At 66.6% G+C, this 13,380-nt stretch carries 14 protein-coding genes; 8 read left to right on the top strand and 6 right to left on the bottom strand.

Features of this window, described 5'->3' with window-relative positions; genetic code table 11:
• Window positions 1-13: 13 nt before the first annotated feature.
• The gene (locus AVCA_RS01015; protein ID WP_175555863.1) at window positions 14-910 is read left to right on the top strand and encodes a LysR family transcriptional regulator; all 897 of its coding nucleotides are present in this window, start codon (window positions 14-16) and stop codon (window positions 908-910) included.
• Window positions 911-980: 70 nt separating this feature from the next.
• Here AVCA_RS01015 and AVCA_RS01010 read toward each other — a convergent pair whose 3' ends face one another.
• Window positions 981-1,388: a FecR family protein gene (locus AVCA_RS01010; protein WP_231876305.1), complete on the bottom strand. Its 408-nt coding sequence runs from the start codon at window positions 1,386-1,388 to the stop codon at window positions 981-983.
• A 52-nt stretch (window positions 1,389-1,440) separates the two neighbouring features.
• Here AVCA_RS01010 and AVCA_RS01005 point away from each other — a divergent pair, with 52 nt between their 5' ends.
• Both AVCA_RS01005 and AVCA_RS01000 read left to right on the top strand, forming a co-directional pair.
• Window positions 1,441-1,656: a dodecin gene (locus tag AVCA_RS01005; RefSeq protein ID WP_012698897.1), complete on the top strand. Its 216-nt coding sequence runs from the start codon at window positions 1,441-1,443 to the stop codon at window positions 1,654-1,656.
• Window positions 1,657-1,737: 81 nt separating this feature from the next.
• Window positions 1,738-2,733: an LLM class flavin-dependent oxidoreductase gene (locus tag AVCA_RS01000; protein WP_012698896.1), complete on the top strand. Its 996-nt coding sequence runs from the start codon at window positions 1,738-1,740 to the stop codon at window positions 2,731-2,733.
• Between the two features lie 90 nt (window positions 2,734-2,823).
• On the opposite strand, the gene oadA is transcribed toward AVCA_RS01000, so the two are convergent.
• Both oadA and AVCA_RS00990 read right to left on the bottom strand, forming a co-directional pair.
• Window positions 2,824-4,623, bottom strand: a complete 1,800-nt coding sequence (oadA, locus tag AVCA_RS00995) for a sodium-extruding oxaloacetate decarboxylase subunit alpha (protein WP_012698895.1) — start codon at window positions 4,621-4,623, stop codon at window positions 2,824-2,826.
• Between the two features lie 51 nt (window positions 4,624-4,674).
• Window positions 4,675-6,090 (bottom strand): acetyl-CoA carboxylase biotin carboxylase subunit, encoded by a 1,416-nt coding sequence (locus AVCA_RS00990; RefSeq protein ID WP_012698894.1) that lies wholly within the window; start codon window positions 6,088-6,090, stop codon window positions 4,675-4,677.
• 206 nt (window positions 6,091-6,296) lie between these two features.
• On the opposite strand from AVCA_RS00990, the gene AVCA_RS00985 reads away from it, so the two are divergent.
• Window positions 6,297-7,259, top strand: coding sequence for a LysR family transcriptional regulator (locus tag AVCA_RS00985; protein ID WP_041806853.1), 963 nt, complete (start codon window positions 6,297-6,299; stop codon window positions 7,257-7,259).
• Here the strand turns inward: AVCA_RS00985 and AVCA_RS27190 are convergent.
• Together AVCA_RS27190 and hexR are read right to left on the bottom strand one after the other, a co-directional pair.
• Window positions 7,201-7,425 carry a PA3496 family putative envelope integrity protein gene (locus tag AVCA_RS27190; protein WP_072432471.1) on the bottom strand — a complete coding sequence of 75 codons (225 nt, stop codon included), beginning with the start codon at window positions 7,423-7,425 and terminating at the stop codon, window positions 7,201-7,203. The two genes, AVCA_RS00985 and AVCA_RS27190, sit on opposite strands and share 59 nt — an antisense overlap.
• A gap of 105 nt (window positions 7,426-7,530) precedes the next feature.
• A complete protein-coding gene (gene hexR / locus AVCA_RS00980; protein ID WP_012698892.1) occupies window positions 7,531-8,397 on the bottom strand; it encodes a transcriptional regulator HexR in 867 nt (288 codons plus the stop codon).
• Window positions 8,398-8,517: 120 nt separating this feature from the next.
• Between hexR and zwf the strand changes: the two genes are divergently transcribed.
• Entirely contained in the window at window positions 8,518-9,942 is a 1,425-nt protein-coding gene (gene zwf / locus AVCA_RS00975) for a glucose-6-phosphate dehydrogenase (RefSeq protein ID WP_041807488.1), read from the top strand.
• Window positions 9,943-9,956: 14 nt separating this feature from the next.
• On the opposite strand, the gene yihA is transcribed toward zwf, so the two are convergent.
• Window positions 9,957-10,607, bottom strand: coding sequence for a ribosome biogenesis GTP-binding protein YihA/YsxC (yihA, locus tag AVCA_RS00970; RefSeq protein ID WP_012698890.1), 651 nt, complete (start codon window positions 10,605-10,607; stop codon window positions 9,957-9,959).
• A 376-nt stretch (window positions 10,608-10,983) separates the two neighbouring features.
• On the opposite strand from yihA, the gene AVCA_RS00965 reads away from it, so the two are divergent.
• The 3 genes from AVCA_RS00965 to AVCA_RS00955 all read left to right on the top strand — a co-directional run bounded on the left by AVCA_RS00965 (window position 10,984) and on the right by AVCA_RS00955 (window position 13,291).
• Window positions 10,984-11,616: a c-type cytochrome gene (locus AVCA_RS00965; protein ID WP_012698889.1), complete on the top strand. Its 633-nt coding sequence runs from the start codon at window positions 10,984-10,986 to the stop codon at window positions 11,614-11,616.
• A gap of 151 nt (window positions 11,617-11,767) precedes the next feature.
• Window positions 11,768-12,412 (top strand): thiol:disulfide interchange protein DsbA/DsbL, encoded by a 645-nt coding sequence (locus AVCA_RS00960; RefSeq protein ID WP_012698888.1) that lies wholly within the window; start codon window positions 11,768-11,770, stop codon window positions 12,410-12,412.
• Between the two features lie 18 nt (window positions 12,413-12,430).
• On the top strand, window positions 12,431-13,291 hold the full coding sequence (locus AVCA_RS00955; RefSeq protein WP_012698887.1) for an endonuclease/exonuclease/phosphatase family protein: 861 nt from the start codon (window positions 12,431-12,433) through the stop codon (window positions 13,289-13,291).
• The last annotated feature ends 89 nt before the right edge of the window (window positions 13,292-13,380 follow it).

Below are 13,380 nucleotides of genomic sequence, written 5' to 3'. Positions count from 1 at the left end.
AAACTCACCGATCATGCACCCGGACCTGCCCTCCCTGAACGCCCTGCGCGCCTTCGAGGCCGCCGCCCGCCTGCAGAGCGTCAAGCAGGCAGCCAAGGAACTGCACGTCACCCACGGAGCGGTCAGCCGGCAGGTCCGTGCCCTGGAAGAGGAACTGGGGGTGGCCCTGTTCGCCAAGGAAGGGCGCGGCGTAAAACTCACCGATGCCGGCATTCTGCTACGGGATGCCGCCGGCGACGCCTTCGCCCGTCTGGACGGCGCCTGCGCCGAGCTGAAGCGACGCAGCGAGGAAGCGCCCTTCGTGCTCGGCTGTCCGGGGAGCTTGCTGGCACGCTGGTTCATTCCGCGCCTGGATCGCCTCAACCGTGCGCTGCCGGAGCTGCGCCTGCAGCTCTCCGCCAGCGAGGGCGAGCTGGACCCGCGCCGGCCGGGCCTGGATGCCACCCTGCTGTTCGCCGAGCCGCCATGGCCGGCCGACATGCGGGTCTTCGAGCTGGCCGCCGAGCGCATCGGCCCGGTGCTCAGCCCGCGCCATCCGCGTTTCGCCGAACTGCGCCAGGCACCGCCGCAGGCGCTGCTCGGCGAGGCCCTGCTGCATACGGCCTCGCGCCCGCAGGCCTGGCCGCAGTGGACGAGCGCGCAGGGGCTGCAGCCGGCGCGACTGCACTTCGGCCAGGGTTTCGAACATCTCTACTACCTGCTGGAGGCCGCCGTGGCCGGTCTCGGCGTGGCCATCGCCCCCGAACCGCTGGTGGCCGACGAACTGGCCGCCGGCCGCCTGGCCGCGCCCTGGGGCTTCGTCGAAACCCGCGCACGACTGGCGCTGTGGGCACCGGCGCGCGGAGCCGATCGCCGCGCCGAGGCGCTGGCGCGGTGGCTGCGCCACGAATTGATGGAAATGCCCTCTTGAGGGGTACAAGGGCAGGTCGGCCGTCCGGATCGACCTATCAGAAGGGAGCCGAAGCAGAAGTGAGAATCCGTCACCCCGAGGAGAGAATTTTCCGCGAGGGCCTCGGGATCAGGCCAGAAGCCTTTCCAACCTCGTCCCGGACGGGCAGCGGGGCTTCCAGGATGTCCAGCACGGCCTCGCCGTCGTCCAGGGTGAGGGCGCCGGCATCGGCCGGGGCGGGAAGCAAGGGGCCGGAGGCGAGGACATCGAAGCTCAGGCCCCGTCCTGCCTCCACCCGCACGGCCCGCGCTTGCGCCAGGCGTGGCCGCACCTCCACCACGTGGGCCTCGACGACGACACGGGTACGGCCGTTCTCCTGGCGCACGGCAAAGCGCGTGCCCATGGCGCGGACGCGGCCCTCGGCGGTGTTCGCCGAGCCGCGCTGGCCGGCCGAACGGTGCGCCGGCGGCTGAACTCTCGCGTCTCCGACCTGCCTCATCTAGTGGGGCTGGCACCTGGGCCGGCCCCGCCCATCCTCCCGGGAGGCCCGCATGTCCGACCATCACACCTACAAGAAGATCGAAATCATCGGCTCTTCGCGCAACAGCATCGAGGACGCCATCAGCAACGCCCTCGCCGAGGCGTCGAAAACCCTCGATTATCTGGAATGGTTCGAGGTGGTCGAGATCCGCGGCCACCTGGAGAACGGCGTGGTCGGCCACTATCAGGTCACCCTGAAGGTCGGCTTTCGCCTGGCCGACAGTTGAGCGGCCACCGGCGCCGCCTTTTGCTTTAGTCTCTGCCCTTTCCCGACGGGCGGGCCCCGGGGACGACTCGAGGAAACCTCCATGCCACGACTGGCCGACACCGCGCTTTCCATTCTCGACCTGGCGCCGATCCGCGACGACGGCGGCCCGGCCCAGGCCCTGCAGAATTCCCTGGCCCTGGCCCGGCATGCCGAGGCCCTGGGCTTCACCCGCTTCTGGGTGGCCGAACACCACAACATGGACGGCATCGCCTGTTCCGCCACCGCCGTGCTGATCGGCTATCTGGCGGCGGGCACCCATCACATCCGCGTCGGCGCCGGCGGCATCATGCTGCCCAACCATGCGCCGCTGGTGATCGCCGAGCAGTTCGGCACCCTCGCCACCCTTTATCCGGGACGCATCGACCTCGGCCTCGGCCGCGCGCCGGGAACCGATCCCTACACCGCCCACGCCTTGCGCCGCGACCGCCTGGGCAGCGAAGAGGAATTCCCGGCGGACGTCGAGGAACTGCAGGCCCTGCTCGGCCCGGCGCGTCCCGACCAGCGGGTGATCGCCGTGCCGGGAGCCGGCACCGAGGTGCCGATCTGGCTGCTCGGCTCCAGCCTGTTCACTGCCCGCCTGGCGGCGCGCAAGGGCCTGCCCTACGCCTTCGCCTCGCACTTCGCGCCGCGCTACATGCACGAGGCGATCCGCCTCTACCGCGACAATTTCCAGCCCTCGGCGGTGCTCGACAAACCCTACGTGATGCTCGGCGTGCCGCTGGTCGCCGCGCCCAGCGACGAGGAAGCGGAATTCCTCGCCACCACCGCCCTCCAGCGCGCCCTGGCGCTGGTCCGCGGCGAGAGCCGGGTACTGCGTCCGCCGGTGGAATCGATGGCCGGCCGCTGGCAGCCGCACGAGCAGGCGGCGGTCGGCGACTTCCTCGGCCTGGCGGTGATCGGCGGCCCGGAAAAGGTCCGCGCGCGCCTGGACGTGCTGCTCGAACAGACCGGCGCCGACGAATTGATCTTCACCGGCGACATCTACGATCCGGACGCCCGCCTGCGCTCGTTCGAGATCCTCGCCGGGCTGCGCTGAGCGGGGCTCGCCTCCCGCGGAATCCTGCGAATAAAAAAAGGGAGTCTCACGACTCCCCAAACCGCCTTTCAAATCTTCAGAAACCGCGACTCAACCCTCGATCTCCACCAGCAGTTCGCCGGGGTTGACGCGGTCGCCCTTGGCGACGTGGATGGCCTTGACCGTGCCGGCGATCGGTGCCTGTACTTCGGTCTCCATCTTCATCGCCTCGGTGATCAATACTGGCTGGCCGGCCTTGACCACATCGCCCTCCTTGACCAGGACGTCGACGATGTTGCCCGGCATGCTGGTGCTGACGTCACCCGGCGCGCCGGCCTGCTTGCGTTTGCCGGAGCCGCCGGCGACGAACTCGTTGAGCGGCTCGAACACCACCTCTTCCGGCATGCCGTCGATGGACAGGTAGAAGTGACGCTTGCCCTCGCCCTTGAGGCCGACGCCGGTGATGTCCACCCGGTAGGTCTCGCCGTGCACGTCGATGAGGAATTCGGTGGGCACGCCCTCGCTGGCCGGACCGGCGCCCGCGGTGGGAATCGGCAGCAGCGGCTCGGGCACCAGGGTGCCGGCCTTGCGCTCCTCGAGGAACTTGCGGCCGATGTCGGGGAACATGGCGTAGGTCAGCACGTCCTCTTCGCTCTGCGCCAGCTCGCCGATTTCCGCGCGCAGCTTGGTCATTTCCGGCTTGAGCAGGTCGGCCGGACGCACGTCGATGACTTCCTCGTTGCCGATCGCCTGGAAGCGCAGGCGCTCGTTGACCACGCCCGGCGCCTTGCCGTAGCGGCCCTGCAGGTAGAGCTTGACCTCGTTGGTGATGGTCTTGTAGCGCTCGCCGGCGAGCACGTTGAACACCGCCTGGGTGCCGACGATCTGCGAGGTGGGAGTGACCAGCGGCGGGTAGCCGAGGTCGGCGCGCACCTTCGGGATCTCCTCGAACACCTCGTTGATGCGGTGCAGGGCGCCCTGCTCCTTCAACTGGTTGGCCAGGTTGGACATCATGCCGCCCGGCACCTGGTTGACCTGCACGCGGGTGTCGACGGCGGTGAACTCGCTCTCGAACTGGTGATAACGCTTGCGCACGGCGTAGAAGTACAGGCCGATCTCCTGCAGGAGCGCCAGGTCCAGGCCGGTGTCGTACTGGCTGCCACGCAGGGCGGCGACCATCGACTCGGTGCCGGGATGGCTGGTGCCCCAGGCGAAGCTGGAGATGGCGGTGTCGATGTGGTCGGCGCCGGCCTCGATGGCCTTGAGCTGGCACATGGCCCCCAGGCCCGCGGTGTCGTGGGAGTGGATGAACACCGGCAGGTCGATCTCGGCCTTCAGCGCAGCGACCAGTTCGGCGGTGGCGTAAGGGGTCAGCAGGCCGGCCATGTCCTTGATCGCCAGGGAGTCGACACCCATCGCCTGCATGGCCTTGCCCTGCTCGACGAAGGCGGCGACGGTATGCACCGGGCTGGTGGTGTAGCAGATGGTGCCCTGGGCGTGCTTGCCGGCGGCCTTGACCGCGGCGATGGCCACCTGCAGGTTGCGCACGTCGTTCATCGCGTCGAAGACGCGGAATACGTCGATGCCGTTGACCGCCGCCTTGGCGACGAAGGCCTTGACCACGTCGTCGCTGTAGTGGCGATAGCCGAGCAGGTTCTGCCCGCGCAGGAGCATCTGCAGGCGGGTGTTGGGCAGCGCGGCGCGGAGCTGGCGCAGGCGCTCCCACGGGTCCTCCTTGAGGAAGCGGATGCAGGCGTCGAAGGTGGCGCCGCCCCAGACTTCCAGCGACCAGTAGCCGACCTTGTCCAGCTTGTCGCAGATCGGCAGCATGTCCTCGAGGCGCATGCGGGTGGCGATTAGCGACTGGTGGGCGTCACGCAGGATGGTGTCGGTGACCGTGATCTTCTTCATTCGTCTGTTCCTCTTGAGCCTGCAGCCAGAGCGCAGCCGGGCTGGTGTTCGTCAGAGCCCGGCATGGGCGGCGATGGCGGCGGCGATGGCGATGGCCAGTTCGCCAGGCCTGCGCTTGATCGAGTAGTCGAGCAGTTCCGGGTGTTCGTCGACGAAGCTGGTGTTGAACTGTCCGCTGCGGAAATCCGGATTGCCGAGAATCTGCTGGTAATAGGGCGCGGTGGTCTTCACCCCCTGCACACGCATGTCGTCCAGGGCGCGCAGGCCGCGGGCCAGGGCTTCTTCCCAGGTCAATGCCCAGACGATCAGCTTCAGGCACATCGAGTCGTAGTACGGCGGGATGGTGTAGCCGGTGTAGATCGCGGTGTCGGTGCGCACGCCGGGGCCGCCGGGAGCGTAATAGCGGGTGATCTTGCCGAAGCTCGGCAGGAAGTTGTTCTTCGGGTCCTCGGCGTTGATGCGGAACTGCAGGGCGTAGCCGCGGTGCTGGATATCCTTCTGCTCGACGGATAGCGGCAGGCCCGAGGCGATGCGGATCTGCTCGCGGACGATGTCGATGCCGGTGATTTCCTCGGTGATGGTGTGCTCCACCTGGACCCGGGTGTTCATCTCCATGAAGTACACTTCGCCGTCGGCGAGCAGGAACTCCACGGTGCCGGCGTTCTCGTAGCCCACCGCCCTCGCCGCGCGCACCGCCAGGTCGCCGATGTAGGCGCGCTGTTCGGGGGTCAGTTGGGGACTGGGGGCGATCTCGATCAGCTTCTGGTTGCGGCGCTGGATCGAGCAGTCGCGCTCGAACAGGTGCACCGTGTTGCCGAAGGAGTCGGCCAGCACCTGGGCTTCGATGTGCTTCGGATTGACGATGCATTTCTCGAGGAAGACTTCGGCGCTGCCGAAGGCCTTGGTGGCCTCGGAGATCACCCGCGGGTAGGCGTTCTCCAGCTCGGCGGCGCTGTTGCAGCGGCGAATGCCGCGGCCGCCGCCGCCGGAGGTGGCCTTGAGCATCACCGGGTAGCCGATGCGCTCGGCCTCGAGCAGCGCCTCGGCGAGATCGGCGACGTTGCCTTCGGTGCCGGGAGTGCAGGGCACGCCGGCGGCGATCATGCTGCGCCGCGCCTCGGTCTTGTCGCCCATGCGGCGGATCACGGACGCCGAAGGGCCGATAAACTTGATCCCGCGCTCGGCGCAGATCTCGGCCAGTTCGGCGTTCTCGGAAAGGAAGCCGTAGCCGGGGTGCAGCGCATCGCAGCCGGTTTCCATCGCCAGGTTGACCAGTTTGCGCGGGTTCAGATAGCCGGCCAGCGGGTCCTCACCGATGAAGTACGCCTCGTCGGCACGCTTCACATGCAGGGCGTGGCGGTCGGCTTCGGAGTAGATGGCCACCGAGCGGATGCCCATTTCGGCGCAGGCACGCACGATGCGGACGGCGATCTCGCCACGGTTGGCAATGAGGATTTTTTTTATCACGGAGGTCTCCCTCGGCTGAGCTGGCCAACTCGAACGGTCAGTCGGCAGGTGTGCTGACACCCTAGGCCGGGGGATCGATTAAGAAAAATGAATATTTGTTAGGTTAAGCATAAACTACAACTTATAGACCTACGAACAGCCACGAGCGAGAACGGTTTTTCCTGCCGGAAAACCATGTCTCGCCCTTCCGATTTGCCGAGGCCGCCATGCGTAAGTCCCTGATGCGCCTGACCCTGCGCCAGTTGCGGGTATTTCGCGCGGTATGCGAGAGCCGCTCCTACAGCCGCGCCGCCGAGGAAATGGCGCTGACCCAGCCGGCCGTCAGCCTGCAGATCCGCCAACTGGAGGAACTGGTCGGCCAGCCGCTGTTCGAGTACGTGGCCAAGAAGCTCTACCTGACGCCGGCCGCCGAGGCGTTGCTGAAGGCCAGCGAGGACATCTTCGGCCGCCTGGAAAGCCTCGACATGCAGTTGTCGGACCTGCAGGGCTCGCTGCAGGGCCAGCTCAATCTGGCGGTGGAGTCCAGCGCCAAGTATCTGGTGCCGCACCTGTTCGCCGCCTTCCGCGCGCAACATCCGGAGGTCAGCCTGCAACTGGTGGTGGTCAATCACGCCCAGGCGGTGCGCCGCCTGTCGATAAGTCGCGACGACCTGCTGATCATGTCGCAGGTACCGAGCGAACTGGCGTTGAACTTCTATCCCTTCCTCAACAATCCGATCGTCGCCGTGGCGCCGCCCTGGCACCCGCTGTGCGCGCGGCCGAACCTGCGCTTGCAGGACCTGACGGATTTTCCGCTCTTGCTGCGCGAACCCGGCTCCGGCACCCGCCGCGCCGGCGAGGAGTACTGCCATCAGAAACGTGCGCATTTCGCCGAAACGCTGGAGATCGGTTCGACCGAGGCGCAGTTGCAGGCGGTGATCGCCGGCCTCGGCCTGGCTCTGCTGCCGCGCCACGCGGCGAGCCTGGAACTGGCCACCGGCCAGCTCCGCGAGCTGCCGGTGGAGGAATTACCGCTGTACCACAGTTGGTGCCTGGTGCATACCGAAGGCAAGCGACTGAGCCCGGTGGCGCGGGCGTTCGAGACCTTCATCCGCGCCGAACGCGCGAAGATCAGCGCACTGGCCGAGCGTTTTTCCGGGAGATTGACGGAGAAACCGGCGGCAGGCTGACCGCGTGCAGATCAGGAAAATCGTCCAGCTCATACTGCAACTGACGCTGCTCGTCGTAGCGCTCGATGGCTCGGCGAAAGTGCATCCGCCGCTCGTCCAGCCGCTTGCGACGAGCCTTCGAGTCCAGGGGGCTGAGGTAATACGCGTCTTCCGAGTGACGAAGCATGAGGGGCTCCCAGGCAGGGGTCGGGGAACCTCAGGATCGCCGGTGGCCGGTGACGCCTTCACGGCAGGCGGATTACAGTGTCGTGACCCGCGATCGCCGCGCTGCTCACTCCTCGGCGGCGCGCACCGCCTTGGGCGACAGGCGCAGGCTGCGCAGGCTGCGCTTGACGCTCTTCAGGTGATTGACCAGATCCGGCCCGCGGGCCATGGCCACGCCCATGGCCAGCACGTCGATCACCACCAGATGGGCGATGCGCGAGGTCAGGGGGGTGTAGACCTCGGTGTCCTCATGGACGTCGATCGCCACGTTGATGTCGGCCAGCTCGGCCAGCGGCGTCTGTCCGGGACACAGGGTGACCAGGGTGGCCCCGGTCTCGCGGACCAGGTTGGCGGTGATCAGGAGATCCTTGGAGCGCCCCGACTGGGAGATGCAGATCGCCACGTCGCCGGGCTTGAGGGTCACCGCCGACATGGCCTGCATGTGCGGGTCGGAATAGGCGGCGGCGGTGAGCAGCAGGCGGAAGAACTTGTGCTGGGCATCGATGGCTACCGCGCCGGAGGCGCCGAAGCCGTAGAACTCGATGCGCGGAGCTTTGGCGATGGCATCGATGGCGTGCTGCAAGGCCTCGGGATCGAGCCGCTCGCGCACCTCCATCAGGGTGTGCAGGGTGGTGTCGAAGATCTTCAGGCTGAAGTCGACGACCGAATCGTTCTCATGGATGGCGAACTGGCCGAAACTGGCGCCGGCGGCCAGGCTCTGCGCCAGCTTCAGCTTCAGGTCCTGGAAGCCGGTACAGCCGATCGCCCGACAGAAGCGTACGATGGTCGGCTCGCTGACCCCGACCTCCTGAGCCAGACTGGCCATCGAACTGTGCATCGCCGCGGCCGGATCGAGCAACACATGATCGGCCACCTTGAGTTCCGACTTGCGCAGCAGGGCGCGGGATTGGGCAATATGCTGCAAGAGATTCACGGGGGCTGAACTCGGTTATGATCGGGAATCGGGCTGTAGTTCGCCTGTAGTTATACTACATGGAGAGCGTTCAGCCCATAGCCAAACGTGTTGGAGGCTGTTGTGATCCGTCCCTGCGACATGCTGGTTTTCGGCGGTACCGGCGATCTGGCGCTGCACAAACTGCTGCCGGCGCTCTACCACCTGCACCGCGACCGGCGCCTGCCGGCCGACATGCGCATCCTCGCGCTGGCCCGCAAGCCGCTGGGCGCCGATGCCTATCGGACCCTGGCCGAACGGCATTGCCGGGCCAATGTGCCGCGGGCGAACTTCGACGCCACCACCTGGCAGGCTTTCGCCGAGCGGATCGATTATTTCGCCATGGACGCCAGCCAGAGCGCCGATTATGGCCGCTTGGCCCGACATCTGGGCAACGCCTGCCAGCGCGGCCGCGTCTACTACCTCGCCACGGCTCCCGGCCTGTTCGAAGACATCGCCGCGCACTTGGCCAACGCTGGCCTGGCCGGCAGCGATACGCGCATCGTGCTGGAAAAGCCCATCGGCCACTCGCTGGAGTCGGCGCTGGCGATCAACCAGGCGATCGGCCGGGTGTTCCAGGAGTCCCAGGTCTTCCGCATCGACCACTACCTGGGCAAGGAAACGGTGCAGAACCTGATGGCACTGCGCTTCGCCAACGCCCTGTTCGAGCCGGTCTGGCGCTCCGGGCACATCGACCACGTGCAGATCAGCGTCTGCGAAACCCTCGGTGTGGAGAACCGCGGCGGCTACTACGACAAGGCCGGAGCGATGCGCGACATGCTGCAGAACCACCTGCTGCAACTGCTTTGCCTGGTCGCCATGGAGGCTCCGGTGCGTTTCGACGCCGAGGCGGTACGCAACGAGAAGGTGAAGATCCTCGAGGCGCTGAAACCCATCGCCGGCTTCGACGTGAAGGATCGCACCGTGCGCGGCCAGTACGCCGCCGGGAAGATCGGCGGACAGGAAGTGCCGGCCTACTATTTCGAGAAAAACGTCGACAGCGACAGCGATACGGAAACCTTCGTCGCGGTGCATGCCGAAATCGACAACTGGCGCTGGGCCGGCGTGCCCTTCTACCTGCGCACCGGCAAACGCATGGCGAGAAAGAGTTCGGAGATCGTCATCCAGTTCAAGCCGGTGCCGCACCGGCTGTTCCAGGACGGCCAGGCCAACCGCCTGCTGATCCGTCTGCAGCCGGAGGAGTCGATCAGCCTGCAACTGATGGCCAAGAGTCCCGGCAAGGGCATGTACTTGGCGCCGGTCGAGCTGGATCTCAACCTGGCCCATGCCTTTCGCCAGAAGCGCCGCTGGGACGCCTACGAACGCCTGCTGCTGGACGTGATCGAGGGCGACTCCACCCTGTTCATGCGCCGCGACGAAGTGGAGGCCGCCTGGCGCTGGGTCGACCCGATCATCGGCGGCTGGCATGCCTATTATCAGCGGCCGCGCCCCTATCCCGCCGGCTCATGGGGGCCGGAGCAGGCCCACAGCCTGCTCGAACAGCAGGGCCACGCCTGGCACCGCTGAACCTTCGCCGGGGCTCAGGCCCCGGCATCCGCCTCGCCCCCGTCGTCCCCGGCCAGTCCCAGCCAGCGCGCCAGCACGTCGTGGGCCTCCTCGACCCCCTGACGCTTGGGCGCCGAGAACAGTTGGACGCTCATGCCCTCGCCCCAGCCCTTGTGGATTTCCCGCCGGACCTTGAGCAGGGCGTTCTTCGCCGCGCCGAAGGCCAGCTTGTCGGCCTTGGTCAGCAGGATGTGCATGGGCATGCCACTGGCGCCGGCCCAGTCGAGCATCATCCGGTCGAAGTCGGTCAGCGGGTGGCGGATGTCCATCAACAGCACCACGCCGGCCAGGCTGCGACGGCTGCCCAGATAGGCCTCCAGATGGTGCTGCCAGTGCTGCTTGAGGGGGATCGGCACCTTGGCATAGCCGTAGCCGGGCAGGTCGACCAGGCGACGCCGGTCGTCGAGACGGAAGAAATTCAGCAACTGGGTGCGACCCGGAGTCTTCGAGGTGCGCGCGAGGTTGGCGTGGGTCAGGGTGTTCAGCGCACTGGACTTGCCGGCATTGGAGCGCCCGGCGAAGGCGACCTCTAGGCCGTCGTCGGCAGGGCACTGGTCGACCCGGGCGGCGCTGAGCATGAAGGCGGCCTGCTGGCACAGGCCGAGAACGGGATTCTTGAAGGACATCGGGGAAGTTCCGCTGGGGTTGGCACGCACAGACTGCGGCGCCATGTCATTTCCGTTTCGGGGTCATGAGTATATAATGCCGCGGATTTTGTGTGCGCTTTGCCCCTGCCCCAGGGTAAGTGTTCACGGGAACGGTTTAAGACTGACCGTACGTTGACCGCACGGTGTTTGTTCCCTGCGGAAGGCCCGCTCCAGAAGCCTGTTGCCCACCGCAGTGCCGTGATGCTGCCCTTGGCTGCCAACTGCCCAGTCGACTCTGGCCCGCAGGCGCGCATGGATGCATGGACAGCCACGCCGAAGCCGCCGGGAACTCCTCCACAGCCGGGCACATCGGTCGACAACAACACTTTTCTTGAGCCGTGATTTGGATTAGCTGATGAACAAAGCACTCGTGACTCTGCTGTTAACCCTGGGGATCACCGGCCTTGCCCACGCCGCGGGAGATGCCGCCGCCGGCCAAGGCAAGGCGGCCGTCTGCGGCGCCTGCCACGGCCCGGACGGCAACAGCGCGGCCCCCAACTTCCCGAAACTGGCCGGCCAGGGCGAGCGCTATCTGCTCAAGCAGATGCAGGACATCAAGGCCGGCACCAAGCCGGGCGCTCCCGAAGGCAGCGGTCGCAAGGTGCTGGAAATGACCGGCATGCTCGACAACTTCAGCGACCAGGACCTGGCCGACCTCGCCGCCTACTTCACCTCGCAGAAGCCGACCGTCGGCGCAGCCGATCCGCAATTGGTGGAAGCCGGCGAGACGCTCTACCGCGGCGGCAAGCTGGCCGACGGCATGCCGGCCTGTACCGGTTGCCATTCGCCGAACGGCGAGGGCAACACCCCGGCCGCCTATCCGCGCCTGAGCGGCCAGCATGCCCAGTACGTTGCCAAGCAGCTCACCGACTTCCGCGAAGGCGCGCGCACCAACGATGGCGACAACATGATCATGCGCTCCATCGCCGCCAAGTTGAGCAACAAGGACATCGCTGCGATCTCCAGCTACATCCAGGGCCTGCACTGAGTCCGGCTCGTCGGCGTTGCGAAAAGGGCGGCGGATAGCCGCCCTTTTTCATTGGCCCTCCCCTTACAATAGGTCCAGCCGCTTCGCCCCTACGGGCCGGAGACCGTCCCGTACCGAAAGCCCCCTCCAGCAATGCAAGGAGTCGTCACGCATGCGTAAACTGATTCTCGGCGCCATTCTCGCCGGCACCAGCCTGTTCGCCCTGGGTACCCAGGCGGAATCGCTCTCGCCCGCCGACATCAAGATCGGCAGGCAGTATGTCGAGCTGCCGACCCATGTGCCGGTGGCGCAGCCGGGCAAGATCGAGGTCGTGGAACTGTTCTGGTATGGCTGTCCGCATTGCTACCAGTTCGAGCCGAGCATCAACGCCTGGGCCGGCAAGCTGCCGGAAGACGTGAGCTTCCGGCGCGTCCCGGCCCTCTTCGGCGGCCTGTGGAACATCCATGGCCAGTTGTTCCTCACGCTGGAGGCGATGGGCGTCGAACCCAAGGTCCACACCGCGATCTTCGATGCCATCCACAAGGACGGCAAGAAGCTGGCGACACCCGAGGAAATGGCCGAGTTCCTCGCCGGTCACGGTATCGACAAGGATGCCTTCCTCAAGGCCTACGGCTCCTTCAACGTGAAGAGCCAGATGGAAAAGGCGAAGAAACTGGCGATCGCCTACCAGATCTCCGGCGTTCCGGTCATGGTCGTCAACGGCAAGTATCGCTTCGATCTGGGCAGCGCCGGCGGCCCGGAGAACACCCTGCAGGTGGCCGACTACCTGATCGAACAGGAACGCAGCGCCCAGTGATGACGGGCGGGAGGAACCATGCTGCGCCGACGTACGGTTGAACGCCAGGCCGCGGTGCGGCAACCGCGGACCAACCCGCAGTGCCACGATGCAAGCGAGCTGACTGGCGACGGTCGGCTGCGCCTGCTGAGTTTCAACATCCAGGTCGGTATCCGCACCGAGAATTATCGGCACTATCTGACCCGCAGTTGGCAGCACCTGCTGCCGCATGCCGGGCGCGCCGTGAATCTGCAGCGGATCGGCGCCCTGCTCGCCGACTTCGACCTGGTGGCCCTGCAGGAGGTCGACGGCGGCAGCCTGCGCTCCGATTATGTCAACCAGGTGGAACACCTCGCCCAGCTCGGCAACTTCCCCTACTGGTACCAGCAGCTCAACCGCAACCTCGGCCCGCTGGCCCAGCACAGCAACGGCCTGCTCAGCCGCCTGCGACCTTCCGGGCTGGAGGATCACCCGTTGCCCGGCCCACCGGGACGCGGCGCGATACTCCTGCGGCTCGGCGAAGGAGCCGGCTCCCTGGCGGTGATCATGATGCATCTGGCCCTTGGCGCCCGGACGCGCACCCGCCAGCTCGCCTACATCCGCGAACTGGTCGGCGACTATCGCCACCTGGTACTGATGGGCGACATGAACACCCATGCCCGCGAACTGCTGGAACACTCGCCCCTGCGCGATCTCGGCCTGCTCGCCCCACAGATCGAGGCAACCTTTCCCAGTTGGCGCCCGCAGCGCTGCATCGACCACATCCTGCTCAGCCCCAGCCTGACGCTGGAACGGGTACAGGTGCTGCCCCAACCGATCTCCGATCACCTGCCGGTAGCGGTGGAGATCCGCCTGCCCGAACACCTCGGGCACGGCACCCTGCCCCAGCTCCAACCCTGAGCGGATCGGCCTGGCGACCGACGCACAGGCGAAGGCAGTGAGTCGCCATGCTTTTGCAATAATTCACCGGTGCACAGGGCCCATCCACC

Origin of the sequence: Azotobacter vinelandii CA (assembly GCF_000380335.1) — a bacterium.
GTDB lineage: Bacteria > Pseudomonadota > Gammaproteobacteria > Pseudomonadales > Pseudomonadaceae > Azotobacter > Azotobacter vinelandii.
Note: the sequence above shows the minus strand (reverse complement) of the source record. Positions and strands in the feature narration are given on the sequence as shown.